This is a genomic window from Morganella psychrotolerans (assembly GCF_001676155.1).
GTDB lineage: Bacteria > Pseudomonadota > Gammaproteobacteria > Enterobacterales > Enterobacteriaceae > Morganella > Morganella psychrotolerans.
Genome location: NZ_LZEW01000001.1, coordinates 898,293 through 915,936, shown reverse-complemented (window position 1 = coordinate 915,936; position 17,644 = coordinate 898,293). Strand labels below are relative to the sequence as shown.

General features: G+C 51.1%; 16 protein-coding genes. 7 read left to right on the top strand and 9 right to left on the bottom strand.

The annotated features are described in order from the left end of the window. Window positions 1-261: 261 nt before the first annotated feature. The 6 genes from lsrG to lsrA are packed head-to-tail and all read right to left on the bottom strand — an operon-like array spanning window position 262 to window position 6,107. Complete coding sequence (gene lsrG / locus AYY16_RS04495; RefSeq protein ID WP_067362616.1) at window positions 262-561, bottom strand: (4S)-4-hydroxy-5-phosphonooxypentane-2,3-dione isomerase; 300 nt, start codon at window positions 559-561, stop codon at window positions 262-264. A gap of 3 nt (window positions 562-564) precedes the next feature. Next, a complete protein-coding gene (lsrF, locus tag AYY16_RS04490; protein WP_067362613.1) occupies window positions 565-1,446 on the bottom strand; it encodes a 3-hydroxy-5-phosphonooxypentane-2,4-dione thiolase in 882 nt (293 codons plus the stop codon). 26 nt (window positions 1,447-1,472) lie between these two features. Then, window positions 1,473-2,489 (bottom strand): autoinducer 2 ABC transporter substrate-binding protein LsrB, encoded by a 1,017-nt coding sequence (gene lsrB, locus AYY16_RS04485; RefSeq protein ID WP_150384679.1) that lies wholly within the window; start codon window positions 2,487-2,489, stop codon window positions 1,473-1,475. A gap of 41 nt (window positions 2,490-2,530) precedes the next feature. Then, the gene (gene lsrD / locus AYY16_RS04480; protein WP_067362607.1) at window positions 2,531-3,535 is read right to left on the bottom strand and encodes an autoinducer 2 ABC transporter permease LsrD; all 1,005 of its coding nucleotides are present in this window, start codon (window positions 3,533-3,535) and stop codon (window positions 2,531-2,533) included. Further along, window positions 3,532-4,536, bottom strand: a complete 1,005-nt coding sequence (gene lsrC / locus AYY16_RS04475; RefSeq protein WP_067362604.1) for an autoinducer 2 ABC transporter permease LsrC — start codon at window positions 4,534-4,536, stop codon at window positions 3,532-3,534. Before lsrC ends, lsrD begins: the two co-directional genes overlap by 4 nt. Continuing rightward, on the bottom strand, window positions 4,530-6,107 hold the full coding sequence (gene lsrA / locus AYY16_RS04470) for an autoinducer 2 ABC transporter ATP-binding protein LsrA (RefSeq protein ID WP_067362601.1): 1,578 nt from the start codon (window positions 6,105-6,107) through the stop codon (window positions 4,530-4,532). Before lsrA ends, lsrC begins: the two co-directional genes overlap by 7 nt. A 307-nt stretch (window positions 6,108-6,414) precedes the next feature. On the opposite strand from lsrA, the gene lsrR reads away from it, so the two are divergent. Together lsrR and lsrK are read left to right on the top strand one after the other, a co-directional pair. Beyond that, window positions 6,415-7,365, top strand: a complete 951-nt coding sequence (gene lsrR, locus AYY16_RS04465; protein ID WP_067362598.1) for a transcriptional regulator LsrR — start codon at window positions 6,415-6,417, stop codon at window positions 7,363-7,365. Between the two features lie 103 nt (window positions 7,366-7,468). Beyond that, window positions 7,469-9,061, top strand: coding sequence for an autoinducer-2 kinase (gene lsrK / locus AYY16_RS04460; protein WP_067362595.1), 1,593 nt, complete (start codon window positions 7,469-7,471; stop codon window positions 9,059-9,061). A 211-nt stretch (window positions 9,062-9,272) separates the two neighbouring features. Here the strand turns inward: lsrK and AYY16_RS04455 are convergent, their stop codons facing one another. Next, window positions 9,273-9,617, bottom strand: coding sequence for a RidA family protein (locus tag AYY16_RS04455; protein WP_067362592.1), 345 nt, complete (start codon window positions 9,615-9,617; stop codon window positions 9,273-9,275). 100 nt (window positions 9,618-9,717) lie between these two features. Between AYY16_RS04455 and AYY16_RS04450 the strand changes: the two genes are divergently transcribed. The 5 genes from AYY16_RS04450 (at window position 9,718) to rnd (ending at window position 16,468) form a co-directional block, all read left to right on the top strand. After that, the gene (locus AYY16_RS04450; RefSeq protein ID WP_067362589.1) at window positions 9,718-11,649 is read left to right on the top strand and encodes an ATP-dependent DNA helicase; all 1,932 of its coding nucleotides are present in this window, start codon (window positions 9,718-9,720) and stop codon (window positions 11,647-11,649) included. Between the two features lie 92 nt (window positions 11,650-11,741). After that, complete coding sequence (gene tsaB / locus AYY16_RS04445; RefSeq protein ID WP_067362586.1) at window positions 11,742-12,443, top strand: tRNA (adenosine(37)-N6)-threonylcarbamoyltransferase complex dimerization subunit type 1 TsaB; 702 nt, start codon at window positions 11,742-11,744, stop codon at window positions 12,441-12,443. 89 nt (window positions 12,444-12,532) lie between these two features. Then, window positions 12,533-13,132 carry a Slp family lipoprotein gene (locus AYY16_RS04440; protein WP_223861198.1) on the top strand — a complete coding sequence of 200 codons (600 nt, stop codon included), beginning with the start codon at window positions 12,533-12,535 and terminating at the stop codon, window positions 13,130-13,132. Window positions 13,133-13,418: 286 nt separating this feature from the next. Beyond that, on the top strand, window positions 13,419-15,110 hold the full coding sequence (gene fadD / locus AYY16_RS04435) for a long-chain-fatty-acid--CoA ligase FadD (protein ID WP_067362579.1): 1,692 nt from the start codon (window positions 13,419-13,421) through the stop codon (window positions 15,108-15,110). A gap of 206 nt (window positions 15,111-15,316) precedes the next feature. Beyond that, complete coding sequence (gene rnd / locus AYY16_RS04430) at window positions 15,317-16,468, top strand: ribonuclease D (RefSeq protein ID WP_067362575.1); 1,152 nt, start codon at window positions 15,317-15,319, stop codon at window positions 16,466-16,468. A 71-nt stretch (window positions 16,469-16,539) separates the two neighbouring features. On the opposite strand, the gene minE is transcribed toward rnd, so the two are convergent. Further along, entirely contained in the window at window positions 16,540-16,815 is a 276-nt protein-coding gene (gene minE / locus AYY16_RS04425) for a cell division topological specificity factor MinE (protein WP_067362572.1), read from the bottom strand. A gap of 3 nt (window positions 16,816-16,818) precedes the next feature. Continuing rightward, window positions 16,819-17,631 (bottom strand): septum site-determining protein MinD, encoded by an 813-nt coding sequence (gene minD, locus AYY16_RS04420; RefSeq protein WP_067362569.1) that lies wholly within the window; start codon window positions 17,629-17,631, stop codon window positions 16,819-16,821. Between the last annotated feature and the right edge of the window lie 13 nt (window positions 17,632-17,644).

Here is a 17,644-nt window from a genome sequence, read left to right as displayed (position 1 = left end):
TTCTGAATGAAGAAAAAGTAATGTGCGGAGGAGAAAAAGGTGGCCTTTATATGAAAGGGCCAAAATGGATTGAACCTGATTTTATGTCGGAAGGGAAATATGAGATAGATTAAAGCTAATATATATTTATTATTTTGAATGCAATTGTGAGCATGCGTACCAAGATAAATAACTAACGGAAATAACGGAATAATGAAAAATAAATATAAAAAAAGTGACCGCCTCTATATGCGGTCACTTAACGGAGCAGATACGGTATACTTATTTGATTTCAGGCATTAACCCGATAAACGCGGTTTTCTTACGCGGGCCGGTCATCAGGGCTTCCAGTTTTTCAACACACTGTAAATAGTGCGATGTTTTCTTATGTGCGGCAACGGCGGCATCATCCGTATAGGCTTCATAGATATAAAAACGGGTCTGAACGTCCGGATCCTGCAACACATCAAAACGCAGGTTACCGGGTTCTTTTACTGATCCCAGATGATTTTCACGGAATACCGCAATAAATTCATCCACTTTGTCTGCTTTTACATTAATTTCGACTAATGTTACGTTCAAAATTTACCCCTTATTCTTTTCGCTCAGGAACAATGCATGAGCCTGTTTTGCGCTCTCGCCACCATGGACAACGGCATGAACGGCTTTCATCATGGCAACCGGGTCTTCGGACTGGAAGATATTGCGTCCCATGTCCACACCGGAGGCGCCCTGGTCTATGGCACGGAAACACATATCGAGTGCTTCATCTTCCGGCAGTTTTTTCCCGCCGGCGATAACAATCGGCACCGGACACCCGGCAGTAATGCGTTCGAAACCTTCTTCAACAAAATAGGTTTTGATTATCTGCGCGCCCATTTCGGCGGCAATGCGGCTGGCGAGTGAGAAATAACGCTGATCACGCGCCATATCTTTACCCACACCCGTTACCGCCATCACCGGCATACCCACACGCATTCCCGCATCCACCATACTGATGATGTTTTTGATGGACTGATGCTCATGCTCTGTCCCGATATACACCTGTGCCGCAACTGCTGCCACATTCAGGCGTACCGCATCATCCATTGCCACCGCGACAGCTTCATTGGAAAGCTCGGTCAGAATTGAGTTAGCGCCGGATGCACGCAGGACAACCGGTTTGTTGGTGGCAACCGGCACTTGTGAGCGCAGGATCCCGCGCGTACACATCAGAACATCGGTGTGTTCAAAGAGCGGAGCGATATTAATATCAATGCGCTCAAGACCGGTGGTCGGTCCCTGGAAATAGCCGTGGTCAAAGGCCAGCATCACGGTTCTGTTATCTTGCGGATTAAAAATGCGGGCAAGGCGCGATTGCATTCCCCAGTCCAGCGAGCCACAGCCTTTAAGGGTATAAAGGGTGTTTTTCTGCGGGGTGGTCAGCCCGAAATCTTTACCGTCACGGATATCATCTAAATCAGCCATGGAGTTCTCCCCGTAAATTGTGGTGGTTAAAAGTTGTAGTCATTAATGTTCTTTTTGGTGAAAATCACGCGCTCAGGCAGCACAACAACGCCGTTGCCTTTTGCTTCGTAGTCATACCCCTGGATACTGTTCGGGGAAACTTCGACTTCACCCACGCCGTCAACCATAATTTTGTCGCCGACATTCAATTCGCCTTTTTTCATCAGTGCATCTGCCACAGCAACCGATATTTCACCCTGTTTCACCACATCCCATAACGCGAATTGGTTAACAGTGCCGCGCTCCACATACGGGCGCATGACATTCGGGGTACTGAAACCGACGACCGCAACATCATTACGTTTCAGGTTTTCTTTCGCCTGAGCCGCTGCCGGTAAGGCATTGGCATCCGGTGCAATAATCAAATCCAGGTCACTCCAGGCATTCATGATACCTTCGGCTGTCTGTAATGATTTTGTCGCATCGTTATAACCATACTGTGTGGTAACCACTTCCCAGCCCGGATGTTCAGCCGCGATTTTTGCTTTCGCCTCTTTTACCCATTGGTTCTGGTCGGTAACAGTCGGGCTGGAATAGAAGAATGCGACTTTTGCTTTCTCTTTTTTCACCTGATCCGCTGCCATATCCACAAGTATTCCGCCGAGCTGTTTCGGCGTACCCTGGTCGATATAAATGGAGCGGCATTCCGGGTTGGTATCCGAGTCCCATGTCAGCACTTTCACACCGCGCTGCATGGCGCGTTTAAGGGCAGGGCATAAACCGTCCGGTGATACAGCAGAGACAATAACCGCGTCATAACCACGATTAACAAAGTTATTGATAAGCTGAACCTGACCGGAAACACTCGGCTCAGTCGGTCCGTCATACGTGACATCGATACCGAGTTTTTTCCCGGCTTCGACTGCACCCTGACCGCCGCTGGTAAAGAATCCGACACCGACAAGTTTAGGAATAAAGGCGACTTTTTGTGCTGCATTCGCCCAGGAAACACATGCGAGACTTAATGCAGTGGCGAGCGCCAGTTTTTTCATGATGGGTTTCATGGTTTTCTCCATTTCGTCAAATCTGTGATAAAAGACGTGTTTTACTCTGATACGAATTGCCTGTTGCGTTTACGCGCCCACCATCCGAGGATGTGATGTCGGTGTAAAGATACAGAACGACCAACAACGGCAACAATAAGCAGCGCACCCGAGAGCGCACTGGAGACCTGATTGGGTACACCAATCATTTGCAGCCCCTGCTGTAAGAAACCAACCAGCAGTACAGCGAGTGCCGTTCCTAAAACAGAGCCGGAACCGCCGTAAATATTTGCGCCGCCTAATACAACCGCCGTGATTGCCGGCATCAGGAATGACGCACCAAGATCGGCACGGGCAGAGCCGAAATAGGAGACTAAAATAATGGCAGCGAGAGCGGCGGATACACCCACCATCGCATAAAGCAGACAAATCGTGCGCGTCACCGGAAAGGCGCTGTAACGTGCGACACGGGCATTTTGTCCGATCAGAAAGACATTACGCCCGGGATGTGTGCGGTGCAGATAAAACCAGAACACAATCACACAGAGGGCAAAAATAATCAGCGGAAGCGGAATGCCGTACAGATCCTGATTGGCAAAATCGGTAAAGGCCATCGGGAAGCCGCCGATCCCCTCAAAGCCGCTGGCACCGGAAAGCCCGGAGAGCAGCAGGGCGCAGCCGCCGAACAGATACATAGTACCGAGGGTAATAACCAGCGGGTTTATACCGGTAAATAAGATAAGCAGGGCATTAACCAGCCCGCATAATGCGCCGGTCAGCAATGTCAGCGGAATGGCGGCAATCATCGGCACGCCCGCCTGGTTCAGAATACCGAGCACAATAGAGGACAATCCGATAGTGGCACCGAATGAGATATCCATTCCGCCGCTGACTATCACCAGGGTGAGCGGCAGAGCCACCAGCCCGATACAGATAAAGTCACTGGTACTGAACAGCAGCACATTAGCATCCAGCATGCGCGGGTTGCCCATCCCGAATAACAGGATCTCTGCCACCAGCAGCAGCAACAGTGAAATTTCCCAGCCGTAACGCTTGATACCAGTCATTTTTTTGTCTCCTGCTGCGGGGACGGAGTGAGGAACCGTGCATAACGCTGGGCGCGGAGGTTTTTTTCCAGAGCCACACGCAGACGACCATCAAAGACTAAGACGGCGAGTAAGACAAAACCGGCGATAAAATCATTCCACCAGGCCGGTAATTTCAGCAGCACCAGCACACTGTCAATCTGAGTCATAAAGTAAGCGCCAAGAATCGCCCCGGCAATAGTCCCTGTGCCGCCCAGCAGGCTTATTCCGCCTAAAACGCAGGCTGCGATCGCTTTCATTTCCAATCCGTTGCCGGTCTGATTAGGGATAAAGCCGATTTGTGAGGCAAAGACGATACCGGCAAGTGCTGCCATCATGCCATTGACTGAAAAGGCAATAATACGTGTTCTGTCAACCGGAACACCTAACTGGCGCGCGCCCTGTAAGTTATCGCCGGTGGCATAAAAGCCGCGTCCGGCAGTTGTGCGGGACAGAAACAGTGTCATCAGAATAATCAGCAGGATAATGAACCAGCCAATTGGTGATAGTCCGAGGAATACCGGCTGTGACAGGGCTTTCAGTTCTGCCGGTAAACCTTCAATCCATTTGCCGCCGGTCAGTAATAACATAATGCCGCGATACAGCCCGAGCGTACCGAGGGTGGCAACAATCGCCGGTATTTTGAACCAGGTCACCAGAATGCCGTTAAATAATCCGGCGAGCAGACCAGTGGCAACTGTCAGCAGAATGGCGACTGTCAGAGGCAGCCCGGCGTTCAGTGAAATGCCGATAATCACCGCACACAGCCCGGTGGTGGAGCCGACAGAGACATCAATATTGCGCGTCAGCATCACCAGGGTGGCACCAATCGCCAGCAGCATCTGGATTTGCGCACTGCCGAAAATCATGGTGACAGTCTGAAAACTGAAATAGCGGGTTTCCATTCCGCCCAGTAATACGAACAGGCAGAGGATCGCGAGCAGCGCGGTCACTTCACGGTTATTTTGTATATATTTCAGCATGATGCCGCCTCCTGTGATGGGCCGCTTTCTGTTTCGGACCTTTTTGTGTCAGTGCTGCGGCGCTGCTCACCAAATGCCATGTGCATAATGGTATCGACATTCATTTCATCCTGTTGCAGTTCACCGACAAATTCGCCCTGATGCATAACCAGCACGCGGTCAGCCAGTGCCACAACTTCATCCAGATCAGATGAAATAAGTAAAATCGCCACGTTTTGCTGTGCAATACTTTGTATAAGCTGATAAATATCATTTCGCGCCCCGACATCCACGCCACGCGTCGGCTCATCAACAATCAGCAGGGATGGATTGGCTTCCAGGCATTTTGCTATCAGGATTTTTTGCTGGTTTCCGCCGGAAAGGGTGCGCACCAGTTGCTGACCGTCATTGAATTTGATATTCAGTGCGCGGCGGTAGCGTTCCAGCACCGCATCATCATAGGCGCGACGAACCAGCAGCCCCCGGTGGTTATGCACCAGCGCGCCGATATTCCAGGTCAGCGGCGCGTCAAGGAAAAGCCCGGATGCCTGGCGATCTTCCGGTAAACAGACCAGCCCTCGGGTCAGGCGTTTTTCTGTACTGACGCCGCGTAAATTCTCACCGTTGAGGTGAATATCCCCGGCGATCAGCGGGCGCAGACCATATAATGTCTCCGCGAGTTCAGTCCGGCCGGCGCCAACGACGCCGGCCAGCCCGACCACTTCCCCTGGGTTGACAACAAAACTGATGTGGCGGAATCCTTCGCCACAGGCATTACGGACATCCAGCACCGGTTCACCGGATTGCGGATTATTGCGGGCAGAAGCGAGATCCAGCCATAATTTTTGGGTGTCAGATAACGGTTTTTTCTTGGCTTCCGGCGTGATCGCCTGAATGATTTCATCGGTTGAAAACTGTTTAGCCGGTCCGGTCAGGGCAATATTGCCGTCACGCATTACACTCAGATAATCAGCAATGGCATGAATTTCCGGAATTTTATGGGAGATAAAGACAATCCCGACCCCTTTTTGCTGTAATTCCCGGATGCGCTCAAACAGGCGGTGTGTTTCAGCCGGTGTCAGTGAGGCGGTAGGTTCATCCAGGATAAGAATTCGTGAGTCCCGCATCAGCCCGCGCATAATCTCAACTAACTGCTGGTCAGCCACATTCAGGCTGCCCGCGCGGGCAGCAAGGTCAAAATTACAGCGCAGCGCACTGAGCATCTGCTGTAATTTGGCTTTACCCGCCTGATGTTTCGGCAGACGAAAGAGAATATTTTCCTGCACGGTCAGATTGGGAAACAGCAGCGGCTCCTGCGGAACCAGATACAGCCCGAGCTGGTGTGCTTTTGCCGGTGTCAGGTGCGAAATGTCCTGACCTTCAAGTGTCAGTGTGCCGCTATCCGGCTGCTCAATCCCTGCAATGATTTTCATCAGCGTGGATTTACCCGCGCCGTTTCCGCCGAGCAGGGCATGAACCTGTCCCGGTAACAGTGTGAAGTCGATGTGTTTCAGCACCACCACGCCGGAAAATTGTTTGGCTATTCCGCGGGCAGTCAGCAGTGGCTGAACAGGGTGTTGCTTTCCGGACATAACGGCACCTCTGGTGTTATGGGTATTGTGCTCGGATGTTATGTGATGAAGAAAACATCAAAAATGAACATTTATAATTTATAAACACATTTGTTCATAAATGTAATCCATAAAAATGAAATATGACAATAATTTCACCACATTTTGTGAAAAAATTAGATCTGCGTTAGAATCTGTTCAAAATTTTGGCTTGCACCTCTGGCGAAATCCGCAAAAAGGTGCTTATCTGTAAAAACGGAAAACAAAAGTTCACATGTCGACAGTCTCTAAAAATACAAAAGCAGCCCCGGTAAGCCCCGTTTCTTCGATGGACTATGACGCCTCAGGACTGAGTATGAATGAAGAAGAGTTATTGGCCCGTATTGCCTGGTTTTATTACCATGATGGCCTCACACAGGGAGACATCGGGGATCTGCTCGGCCTGACACGACTGAAAGTGTCGCGTTTACTCGAAAAAGGACGTCAGTCCGGTGTTATCCGGGTGCAGATAAATTCCCGGTTTGAAGGATGTCTGGAACTTGAAGATATTCTGAAAAAAAGATTCTCGTTAAAACAAATTCGCATCCTGCCTTCACTGAACGGACCTGAGCTTCACAGCCGGCTCGGTGTTGCCGGTGCACATCTTCTGATGTCTCAGCTTACCCCCGGGCAATTGCTGGCGGTCGGCTTTGGTGAAGCGGCGATGGCGACATTGCAGCACCTGAGCGGGTTTGTGTCTTCACAACAGATTAGGCTGGTGACATTGTCCGGCGGGGTCGGGCAATACATGACCGGCATCGGGCAACTCGATGCTAATTGCCCGGTCAGTATTATTCCCGCGCCGTTACGGGCATCCAACGCCACGGTTGCCGCGACATTCCGCCGCGAGCGCAGTGTGCAGGATGTCCTTATGGCAGCCTCTGCGGCAGATATAGCGGTGGTCGGGCTGGGCGCGGTTAATCAGAAACAGGATGCGACCATTATGCGCTCCGGCTACATCAGCAGCGGCGAGCAACTGATGCTGGGACGGCGCGGCGCAGTCGGTGACATTCTCGGCTATTTTATCGGCCGCGAAGGTGAAATGACTGATGATGTGGAAATGCACCGCGAACTTATCGGTATCACCCCGGCGGAGCTGAAAAGCATTCCGACTGTTGTGGGTGTGGCGGGCGGAGAAGAGAAAGCTGAGGTGATAGTGGCAGCGCTGCTGGGCGGGTATATCAATGCGCTGGTCACGGATGAACAAACGGCACGGGTGATGCTGACATTATTAACCTGATGCGCTGACTGTCTGTGCTCTGTGGCTGACAGCCGCCGCTGAAAATACACTGTATTTCATGATGTACCGGTATCAATCCAATTAATTTTGTGAGGATGGCGACATGGATCAGAGCACAGGCAGCCAGTCATCAAAGTACCTGATGGCACTGGATGCGGGAACAGGCAGTATCAGAGCCGTAATTTTTGATCTTCACGGCAACCAGATTGCCGCCGGACAGGCGGAGTGGCGTCACAATGAACTGCCGGATGTTCCGGGCTCAATGGAATTTGACCTGCACACCAACTGGCAGCTGGCATGTCACTGCATTAAACTGGCACTGAAAAACGCCGGATTACCGGCCTCCGCGATTGCGGGTGTGTCTGCCTGCTCTATGCGTGAGGGCATTGTTCTCTATGATCGCAGCGGGGAGCCTATCTGGGCATGTGCCAATGTGGATGCCCGCTCAAGCCGCGAAGTCAGCGAATTAAAAGAGCTGTACAACAATACCTTTGAATATGATGTTTATCAGTGCTCCGGGCAGACCCTGGCGCTGGGTGCAATGCCGCGCTTGTTATGGCTGGCACATCACCGCCCGGATATCTACCGGCAGGCGGGAACACTGACGATGATCAGCGACTGGCTCGCCTGCAAACTGAGCGGCGAACTGGCAGTCGATCCTTCCAATGCAGGAACTACCGGTATGCTCGATTTAGTCACCCGCGACTGGCGTCCGGGTCTGCTGGAAATGGCGGGATTGCGGGCAGATATTCTCTCGCCGGTAAAAGAAACCGGTACGGTACTGGGATATATTACGGCGAAAGCCGCTGAAGAATCCGGGCTGGCAAAAGGTACGCCGGTTGTTATGGGCGGCGGGGATGTTCAGCTTGGCTGCCTGGGCCTCGGCGTTGTTAAACCGGGACAAACAGCGGTGCTCGGCGGAACGTTCTGGCAGCAGGTGGTTAACCTGCCGCAGCCGGTCACTGATCCTGACATGAATACCCGTATTAACCCGCATGTTATCCCGGGCATGGTTCAGGCGGAATCGATCAGTTTCTTTACCGGGCTTACCATGCGTTGGTTCCGTGATGCGTTCTGCGCGGAAGAAAAACTGGTCGCCGAACGGCTTGGTGTGGATGCCTATTCATTGCTGGAAGATATGGCAGCCCGCGTTCCGGCAGGCTCTCACGGTATCATGCCGATTTTTTCTGATGTGATGCGCTTTAAATCCTGGTATCACGCCGCACCCTCTTTTATCAATCTGTCGATTGATGCAGAAAAGAGTAACAAAGCGTCTCTGTTCCGCGCACTGGAAGAGAACGCCGCGATTGTTTCCTCACTGAATCTGGATTTAATTGCCCGGTTCAGCGGCGTGAAAGCTGATTCTCTGGTATTTGCAGGCGGAGGCTCGAAAGGCAAGCTCTGGAGCCAGATTCTGGCCGATGTTACCGGTGTGCCGGTTCGTGTGCCGGTTGTGAAAGAAGCAACGGCACTGGGCTGTGCGATTGCCGCCGGTACAGGTGTCGGGTTATATGATGATATGGCGTCCGCCGGGGAGCGCCTGGTGCAATGGCAGCAGGAATACCAGCCAAATCCGGAACATCGCGACGTCTATGACAAAGCGAAACAAAACTGGCAAAAAGTCTATGCGGATCAACTGACGCTGGTGGACTCCGGTCTGACCACATCAATGTGGAAGGCGCCGGGACTTAAATAATCCCTGTATCAATAAAAAACAGAGATACCGGATGTCCGGGTAAACCTGCGATGACGGGCAGGGAAACGAAAAGCATGCGCGTCATGGATGACGCGCCTGAGCGCACACGGATGTGTTTACAGCGACTTTTCGTTTTTGCCCGTCATCAGCAGAGGCACTATATATTCACAGAAAACACTGTTTTTCAGCAAACCTCTGCTTTCCTCAAAACCTACACCGCAGCAATAATCTTGATTTCAACTTTATAATCAGGATTCATCAGTGCTGCTTCAACAGTACAGCGCACCGGTGCACTGCCGTGAGCAACCCAGGCATCCCATGCGGCATTCATTCCGGCAAAATTTGCTTTATCCGCCAGGAAAATCGTGGCATCCAGGATTTTTGTTTTATCTGAACCGGCGCGGGCAAGTATTTTATCAATCGCGTGCAGCGCACTGGTTGTCTGCGCGGTAATATCGCCGCTCAGGTCTTCCGGGACACTGGTGTAATAAATAGTGTTATTGTGCACAACGGCTTCAGACCAGCGGTCTTCCGGGTCAATTCGCTGAATTGTCATTCTCTCTCCTGTAAATATATCCAGTTTCTTACACAGCAAGGTGGTGCTATCGCTCAACCCTTGGCATAATTGCGGTCTATTTTGTCAGAAGAGAACGCGCGTGTCAGACGATTTTGCAAAAAATGGCAGGTTAGCTCAGGTGATCCCCGGTTTCCAACCGCGGGAAGCGCAGGTGACCATGTCCGCCGCCATCAGCCGGGCGATTGAAACACAAGGTCAGTTGGTGGCAGAAGCCGGCACCGGGACCGGGAAAACCTACGCCTATCTGGTGCCCGCGTTGCGCGCCGGAAAGAAGACGATTATCTCCACCGGCTCGAAAGCGTTGCAGGATCAGCTCTATAACCGTGATCTCCCGACCATTATTCAGGCGCTGGACTATAACGGCAAAGTCGCGCTGCTGAAAGGACGCTCGAATTACCTTTGTCTGGAGCGGCTGGATCAGCAGGCGCTCGGTGATGTCAATATGGATAATGAAACGCTGAGCCGGATAGTCTCAGCGCGGCGCTGGGCAAGCGTGACTGAACTGGGTGACATCAGCACCTGCCATGATATTCCGGAAGACAGTCCGGTCTGGCCGCTGATTACCAGCACCAATGATAATTGCCTCGGCAGTGACTGTCCGCAATATAAAGACTGTTTTGTTCTGAAAGCCAGGCGCAAGGCGCTGGATGCGGACGTGGTGGTGGTAAACCATCATCTGTTTATGGCTGATCGGGTGGTGAAAGATACCGGGTTCGGGGAATTAATCCCGGAAGCGGAAGTGATTATTTTCGATGAAGCGCATCAGATTCCGGATATCGCCAGCCAGTATTTCGGTCAGCAACTCAGCAGCCGCCAGTTATTTGATCTCACGCGCGATATCATTATGGCTTACCGGACAGAGCTGCGCGACCAGGCGCAACTGCAAAAATGTGCAGATCGCCTGACTATGTGCACACAGGATTTCCGTCTGGCGCTGGGGGATACCGGTTATCGTGGTAATCTGCGCGAATTACTGGCAAAGCCGCATATTCAGCAGGCGATAACCCGCCTCGATGATACGCTGGAACTCTGTTATGACGTGATGAAACTGTCTCTCGGGCGCTCCGCAATGCTGGATGCGGCTTTTGAGCGGGCAACGGTTTACCGTAACCGGCTGAAACGCCTGAAAGACGTTTCCATTCCGGGATACAGTTACTGGTTTGAAAGTTACGGACGTCACTTCCTGCTGGCACTGACACCGCTCACGGTGGAAGATAAATTCCGTGAAATGATGAGTAGTGCGAATATCGCCTGGGTGTTTACGTCCGCGACACTGTCCGTCAATGACGATCTTCATCATTTTACCCGCCGTCTGGGGCTGGACAGCGCGGAAACCCTTATTCTGCCGAGTCCGTTTAATTTTCAGGAACAAACGTTACTGTGTGTCCCGCGTTTTCTGCCGGTGCCGAATCAGTACGGCGCGGCAAAGCAACTGGCGGAACAACTCAGACCGCTTATCAACCAGAATCGCGGGCGCTGCTTCTTTTTATGTACCTCACATCAGATGATGCGCGACCTCGCATCAGAATTTCGTCAGTCACTGACATTGCCGGTACTTGTTCAGGGCGAAACCAGTAAGAGTCAGTTACTCAGTGATTTTGTCTCATCCGGAAATGCATTGCTGGTTGCAACCAGCAGTTTCTGGGAAGGTGTGGATGTGCGTGGTGATGCACTGACCTGTGTCATTATCGACAAACTGCCGTTTACGGCCCCGGACGATCCGCTGCTGAAAGCCCGGATGGAAGATTGCGCAGTGCGGGGCGGTGATCCGTTTCGTGATGTGCAAATCCCTGATGCGGTAATAAGCCTTAAACAGGGCGTCGGGCGGCTGATACGTGATACGCAGGATTATGGCGTGATTGTTATCTGTGACAGCAGGATCGTTATGCGCCCTTATGGTGAAATCTTCCTGAAAAGCCTGCCGCCTTCACCCCGCACACGTTCACTGGTGAAAGCCGCTGAATTTCTGGCCGCCCGGCATGCGCAGCGCGGGCAGATATCTGACGAATAATCGCAAGAATGATCACTTATCAGGGTAAATATTCTGTCATGATGATTTTTTTTGCTACCATAAACCTTACTTTTCTTTGCCGGAGTTATGGCATGTCCACCCGAATTTTAGCGTTAGACACCGCAACCGAAGCCTGTTCTGTTGCGCTTTATAATAACGGCGAAATCACCGCTGATTTTGCTGTGACCCCGCGTGAGCATACGCAGCGTATTCTGCCGATGGTGCAGGCAGTGCTGGCGCAGCAGAATGTCAGGCTACAGGATCTCGATGCACTGGCGTTTGGTCAGGGACCCGGGAGTTTTACAGGCGTGCGTATTGGTGTCGGCACCGCTCAGGGGCTGGCGCTTGGCGCAGAGCTGCCGATGATTGGTATTTCGTCGCTGAAAACCATGGCTGAAGGGGTTTTCCGCACCACCGGACTTACCCGGGCGCTGATTGCCATTGATGCCCGCATGGATGAAATCTACTGCGCCGTCTATATACGTGATGAGCAGGGCGTATTTCATGCACAATCAGCAGAAGCGGTACTGAAACCGGCAGATTTCATTGCCCGCTGTGCCGGACTTTCCGGCGAATGGGGACTTGCCGGTACAGGCTGGGCGGCGTATCCGGATATGCAGGGTGCCATCAGCGCACCAACACAGATGACGGACATTACACTGCCCCATGCTCAGGATATGCTGCCGCTGGCGGTCATTGCTCTGCAGCAGGGCGAAACGGTTGCGGCAGAATCAGCGGAACCGGTCTATCTGCGTAATGAAGTGACCTGGAAAAAATTGCCGGGCAGGGAATAGTGCAAAAATATTGACGGCGTCAATTGTTGAATCGCCGGACATAAGCCACAATAAGAGTATCGGGTCTGTCACAAGAGGTCACTGTTATGATGAATCGCTTACATAGTCGCCTGAAGAGTAGCCTGAAATATTGTGTTGTGATTACCACGCTGGCGCTGACGGGCTGCGCTACGGTGCCGGATGCTATCAAAGGTACCGGTCCGTCTCTGGTTACGGATTTTTCTGCGGCGCAAAAAGCCCCGCAGGCCTATAAAGGCATGGAAGCGCGTTTCGGCGGGCGTGTTCTGAATGTACTGAATCAGCCGGATACCACTCAGTTAGAGATTGCCGTTATGCCGCTTAACAGCTCAGGTGCGCCATTCCTCGGGTCAGTCACAACCGGCAGAATGTACGCACGGATTAACGGTTTCCTCGAGCCAAGCAATTTCCTTGACCAGTACGTTACGGTTATCGGCACATTGAACGGCACAAAACAGGGGAATATCGGGGAAGTGGCATACACGTTCCCGGTGATCGATGTCACCGGTTATCAGCGCTGGCATAGATCACAGCAGGTGATGATGCCGCCGCCGGTTTACGGACCTGATCCATGGCGCTGGCAAAACGGCTATTACGGTGGCGGCTATTATGGCGGCGGCTGGTATTATCCGCCGGGACCTGCTGTGGTACAGGATTACCTGGTACCATAATCAGGGTGATTTACGGATGGTAACACCTTAAAATTCAGCATAAATGCGGATTTGGGTGTACAATCACATACGTTTTTATAAGCAGACGTTATCATTATTGTCTGTTTAATATGAATAAATTAAGAGGCGGCATTTGCCGCCTCAATTATTATCTGTATTTGTAAAATAAATTAGTGATGTGTCTCTCAACCTGAAACAGATTAATTGTCTGAAACCGCCGGTTATGTAAATACTTTGTTAATACCGGCAGGGTCTGAGATAAGCAGCAATCATTAGGAGTAAAATCTTGGAAAGAGTCTGGCTTAAACACTATCCGGAAGACGTCCCGGCGGATATCAATCCTGACACCTACGCCTCTATGGCAGAGATGCTGGAAAATGCGGTATCCCGCTTTGCGGACCAACCTGCGTTCATTAATATGGGCGAGGTGATGACGTACCGGAAACTGGAAGAGCGCAGCCGTGCTTTTGCCGCCTATCTGCAAAACGGATTGGGGCTGAAAAAAGGGGACAGGGTTGCCCTGATGATGCCGAACTTACTGCAATACCCTATCGCGATGTTCGGGGTTCTGCGGGCAGGGATGGTTGTCGTCAATGTGAACCCGCTCTATACACCAAGAGAGTTAGAACATCAGTTAAATGACAGCGGTTGTGCCGCAATCGTCATTGTATCCAATTTTGCACACACGCTTGAAAAAATTGTATTTAACACACAAATTCGCCACGTTATCTTGACCCGCATGGGTGATCAACTCTCCCGTCCCAAAGCGACGCTGGTGGATTTTGTCGTCAAATACATCAAACGACTGGTACCGAAATATAACCTGCCGGATGCTATCTCTTTTCGCCGGGCTATCTATCAGGGCTACCGCATGCAGTATGTCAAACCGGATATTCACCGGGAAGACCTCGCTTTTTTGCAATACACCGGCGGAACAACCGGTGTTGCCAAAGGGGCGATGCTGACACACCGTAATATGCTGGCAAATCTGGAACAGGCGCGTGCTGCGTACATTCCTGAACTGAGTGTCGGAAAAGAGCTGATTGTGACGGCGCTGCCGCTGTATCATGTTTTTGCCCTGACAGTGAACTGCCTGTTATTCCTTGAAACCGGTGGACGCAACCTGTTAATCACTAATCCGCGGGATGTCAGCGGCACTATCAAAGAACTGGGCAAATACCCGTTCACGGCGATAACCGGGGTAAATACATTATTCAATGTCTGGGTAAATGACCCGGAGTTTCGCAAACTGGATTTTTCCACGCTGAACCTTTCTGTCGGCGGGGGCATGCCGGTGCAAAAAGCCGTGGCTGAGCGCTGGGAAGCCCTGACCGGCAAACACTTGCTGGAAGGTTACGGGCTGACAGAATGTTCGCCGCTGGTTGCCGGTAATCCACATAATCTGAAAAATTACAGCGGCAGTATCGGCTTTCCTGTGCCGTCCACGGATATCCGTCTGGTTGATGATGACGGTAACGACGTACCGGAAGGTCAGCCGGGCGAAATGTGGGTCAGTGGCCCGCAGGTTATGAAAGGGTACTGGAACCGGCCGGATGCCACTGCTGAAGTGTTAAAAGATGGCTGGGTGGCAACCGGGGACATCGCACAGTTTGATGAAAACGGTTTTCTGCATATTGTTGATCGCAAAAAAGACATGATCCTGGTGTCCGGGTTTAATGTTTACCCGAATGAAGTTGAAGAGGCGGTTGTATTGCATCCGGGCGTACTGGAATGTGCCGCTGTTGGTGTGGAGAGCGAAAGCTCCGGCGAAACTGTCAAAGTGTTTATTGTGCGCAAAGATCCCTCACTGACAGAAGATGAGCTGCGTTCACATTGCCGCCGTTATCTGACCGGTTATAAAGTACCGAAAATCATTGAATTTCGTGATGAGTTACCAAAATCCAATGTCGGTAAAATTTTACGCCGCGAATTACGTAACGAAGAAAAACAAAAAACACAGACTCAGCCGGTTGCATGACACCCCGTCCGGTTGCAAAATAATAACGCCGGTGCTTACCGGTGTTATTGCTTTTTATTGAATTAGTATAATTTATTGAGTTATTCTATTTCTATACTCTGAATAATTCAGTATGCATGCAGGCGACAAGCTCCGACCGGGCATCCTGAAGTATGACGAGTATAATCATTTATTAATCACGTCGTTAAAGACTAAGAGAAGTTGTTTTGAATCATCAGTTGATTACCAGCGATACGCAGCTTGCTGCATTCTGTGAACAGGTTGCAGGCAAGCCATTTCTTGCTCTGGATACCGAATTTATCCGTATCCGGACATACTACCCGCACCTCGGTCTGGTTCAGCTTTACGACGGGGAACACCTTGCACTTGTCGATCCGCTGGGCATTACAGACTGGGCGCCATTACAACAACTGCTGACCGCCCCGGATATGGTGAAATATCTGCATGCAGGCAGCGAAGATATTGAAGTTTTCCTCAACAGCCTGAACTGTGTACCACACCCGATGGTGGATACTCAGATTCTGGCGGCGTTTGTCGGTCATCCGCTGTCCTGCGGATTTGCATCACTGGTGGAAACCTATCTGGGTACAGCACTGGATAAAAGTGAGTCCCGCACGGACTGGCTGGCGCGTCCGCTGACAGCAAGACAGTGTGAATACGCTGCGGCAGATGTGTATTATCTGCTGCCGCTGGCAGAAATACTGACAAAAAAAGTACAGGAAGCGGGCTGTACGCAGGCAGCACAGGAAGAGTGCGCCCTGATGGTACAACGGCGGATTAAACAGGCAGAGCCGACTGAGGTCTATAAAGAGTTCAGCGGGGCGGGATTATTGCGTCCGCAACAATTGGCCTGTTTACAGAAACTGGCGCAGTGGCGGCTTGAGCAGGCCCGTGAGCGGGATATGGCTGTCAATTTTGTTGTCAGGGAAGAGCACCTGTGGAAAGTGGCGCGTTATATGCCAACATCACTGGGTGAGCTGGACGGGTTAGATTTTACCGGGCAGGAGATCCGCTGCCACGGCAAACGGGTGCTGGCAATTGTGGATGAGTGCCGCGATTTGGATGACAGCGAATGTCCGCCACCGGTGGAAAATGTGTCCGATCATCCGTTATACCGTAAAACATTCAAAGCGATTAAAGCCCGCGTTACAACGCTGAGTGAAACGGAACAGTTTAGTCCGGAGTTACTGGCATCACGTCGTCAGATCAATCAATACCTGAATAAAGTATGGGATTGTAAAGCACAGCAGGGCGAGCCGGAGCTGCTCAGCGGCTGGCGTAAACCACTGCTGGAAGCACTACTGGCAGAAACGGTTGATGAAATTCAGTCATTATCAGGCCGCGCACCGGATGCATAAAACAGAAAAAGCACAGTGAGTTACCCCGCTGTGCATTCAGTTAGTATCATGCCGTTGTAATGACGGCAGTGCTACTCTTTTTTAGTTATTTCATCGCCTTCAGGCAGGGTAACATTCAGTTCAAGAACTGAAATATCATCACCTTTCTGCTCAAACTGCACGGATAACATTTCCGGGTCCACCTGAACATATTTACAGATAACAGCCAGTAAATCGCGTTTCAGTTCCGGAAGATAATTCGGTTCAGAGTCACCGCGGCGACGCTCTGCAACAATTATCTGCAAGCGTTCTTTTGCAATATTTGCTGTCGGTTTTTTTCGCGACAGGAAGAAGTCTAACAGCGCCATGGTTTACCCCCCGAATAAGCGTTTTAAGAAACTTTTCTTCTCTTCCTCAATAAATCGGAATGGACGATCCTCACCCAAAATCCTGGCAACAGCATCGTCATAAGCTTTCCCCGCATCTGATTCCTGATCCAGAATAACCGGCTCGCCCTGGTTGGATGCACGCAGAACAGACTGATCTTCCGGAATAACCCCGATAAGCGGGATACACAGGATTTCCAGTACGTCTTCCATACTCAGCATATCACCACGGTTGACGCGACCCGGATTGTAGCGGGTCAGCAGCAGGTGTTCTTTAATCGGATCCTGACCTCTTTCCGCACGACGGGATTTAGAGGATAAAATCCCGAGAATACGGTCAGAGTCGCGAACAGATGAAACTTCAGGGTTGGTGGTAATAATGGCTTCATCAGCGAAATAAAGCGCCATCAGTGCGCCGCTTTCAATCCCTGCCGGTGAGTCGCAGATAATAAAATCAAAGTCCATCTCACCTAATTCGTTCAGTACTTTCTCGACCCCTTCGCGGGTCAGCGCATCTTTGTCACGGGTTTGTGACGCGGGCAGAATAAATAAATTATCTGTCCGCTTATCTTTAATCAGTGCCTGGTTCAGTGTGGCATCGCCCTGAATAACGTTCACGAAGTCATACACAACGCGACGTTCGCAGCCCATGATTAAATCAAGGTTACGTAAACCGATGTCAAAATCGATAACAACGGTTTTATTTCCTTTCTGGGCAAGGCCGGTCGCTATGGCCGCGCTGGAAGTGGTTTTGCCTACGCCACCTTTACCTGAAGTAACAACTAAAATGCGTGCCATGGAATTATTCCTT

Coding starts and splice junctions, on each gene's coding strand:
- lsrR (WP_067362598.1), top strand. CDS start 6,415: ATGGACTATGACGCCTCAGGACTGAGTATGAATGAAGAAGAGTTATTG.
- minD (WP_067362569.1), bottom strand. CDS start 17,631: ATGGCACGCATTTTAGTTGTTACTTCAGGTAAAGGTGGCGTAGGCAAA.
- lsrA (WP_067362601.1), bottom strand. CDS start 6,107: ATGTCCGGAAAGCAACACCCTGTTCAGCCACTGCTGACTGCCCGCGGA.
- lsrK (WP_067362595.1), top strand. CDS start 7,469: ATGGATCAGAGCACAGGCAGCCAGTCATCAAAGTACCTGATGGCACTG.
- lsrC (WP_067362604.1), bottom strand. CDS start 4,536: ATGCTGAAATATATACAAAATAACCGTGAAGTGACCGCGCTGCTCGCG.
- minE (WP_067362572.1), bottom strand. CDS start 16,815: ATGGCGCTGTTAGACTTCTTCCTGTCGCGAAAAAAACCGACAGCAAAT.
- AYY16_RS04440 (WP_223861198.1), top strand. CDS start 12,533: ATGAATCGCTTACATAGTCGCCTGAAGAGTAGCCTGAAATATTGTGTT.
- tsaB (WP_067362586.1), top strand. CDS start 11,742: ATGTCCACCCGAATTTTAGCGTTAGACACCGCAACCGAAGCCTGTTCT.
- lsrD (WP_067362607.1), bottom strand. CDS start 3,535: ATGACTGGTATCAAGCGTTACGGCTGGGAAATTTCACTGTTGCTGCTG.
- lsrF (WP_067362613.1), bottom strand. CDS start 1,446: ATGGCTGATTTAGATGATATCCGTGACGGTAAAGATTTCGGGCTGACC.
- AYY16_RS04455 (WP_067362592.1), bottom strand. CDS start 9,617: ATGACAATTCAGCGAATTGACCCGGAAGACCGCTGGTCTGAAGCCGTT.
- lsrB (WP_150384679.1), bottom strand. CDS start 2,489: ATGAAACCCATCATGAAAAAACTGGCGCTCGCCACTGCATTAAGTCTC.